Annotated in this window: 2 protein-coding genes; both read right to left on the bottom strand. The window is 36.5% G+C overall.

Annotated features, from left to right (window positions below; all coding sequences use genetic code 11):
• Window positions 1–103 precede the first annotated feature (103 nt).
• On the bottom strand, window positions 104–766 hold the full coding sequence (locus tag BWGOE10_RS29330) for a restriction endonuclease (protein WP_070144058.1): 663 nt from the start codon (window positions 764–766) through the stop codon (window positions 104–106).
• Window positions 759–1,264 (bottom strand): toprim domain-containing protein (locus BWGOE10_RS29325; protein ID WP_145925690.1); only part of this gene is annotated, 506 nt, incomplete at its 5' end. The genes BWGOE10_RS29325 and BWGOE10_RS29330, both read right to left, overlap by 8 nt.

Below are 1,264 nucleotides of genomic sequence, written 5' to 3'. Positions count from 1 at the left end.
CCCCATAGATAAGTAAATTCAAAGGGATAAAACTGTGCATATTTTTTATAAACAGTTAATCTTTTTTATAAACGATTAAACTTTATTTCAAATCCACAACAGCTCATTTATTTATTGGTTCCATATGTGTACATGTCGGATATTGAGAACAGCCAAAAAACTTATTTCCTGTTTTATTTGAATTACGAATCACTAAATCATGCTCACATGTTGGACATTTCCGTTCTGCAGGTTTTACCCCTTGATACACATCTTCAGCCGAATATTCGGGATTAATTTTATTAATCAACTTCTGAAGTTCTACACGATCTATTAGTTTTACATTACAAGCTTCCGCTAATTCCTTTGCTTGTCTTGTATATACACTGTTTGTTACAACCCAGCCCTCATGTGCTTTGTAATAGGCTTGTGCTGCATAAATCTCTTGTACGGCACTGATGCCGACTCTATTTTTCATCCCGTATCGTTTCGCCTGGATTACAATACGACTTTTCCCCTTCAATACCAGATCCGCTCCGAAATCATTTGACTGCTTTGTGACTGTTGGAGAATAACCCAACTCTCGAAAGAGAGCTTTTAGGTATACTTCGAATTGATGGCCGTCCATTTTGTCTATATAGCGAATACCGGACTTAGCCATTCGCTTTAATATTCTTCGCTCCTGGATCTTCCGGTACATAAATTTACAAATATGAAAAAGAACATAAAGGATAAAACCATAAATCAAAATCTGTAATATGTTTGGCATTCCTGGTAGATTAGACACTTCTCTCCACCTCTTTAATTGGTTTCATTTTCTTTGGTTGAGCTGTTTCTTTTGGCTGTTGTTCACTCACTTGTTTCTTCCGGACATCGTTCCAATCTTTTTCATGCGTTGGAATGTCCTCTTTAAGATCTACAAAGCATTTCATTGTCTGAATGAAGTCTTTCCCAGCCTTATCATTATCAACTGCCATTATGACCTCTTTAATATCGTGCCCTTCTTTTTTCGCATCCATTAAAGATTGAATCACTGTTTTTGACTTCAATCCATGCATAGAAACCAGGCGAGCGTTTTGGATATTATTTTGTTTAATGCTCCAATGAGATAACATGTCGATTGGATCTTCATAAAAATAAATCTTATCCGGTTTACCTACATCAACCGTAAAACCGGCATTGATTTTTTCATAATTCGGGACAATTTGCTTAAAGCTTCCCCTTTTATTCTCCATTTTGACTGTACCTTGACGGTTCATTCCAATGACTTGCCCTTTGCCTCCTT

The sequence above is a fragment of the Bacillus mycoides genome, assembly GCF_001757995.1.
Lineage (GTDB): Bacteria > Bacillota > Bacilli > Bacillales > Bacillaceae_G > Bacillus_A > Bacillus_A mycoides_B.
Note: the sequence above shows the minus strand (reverse complement) of the source record. Positions and strands in the feature narration are given on the sequence as shown.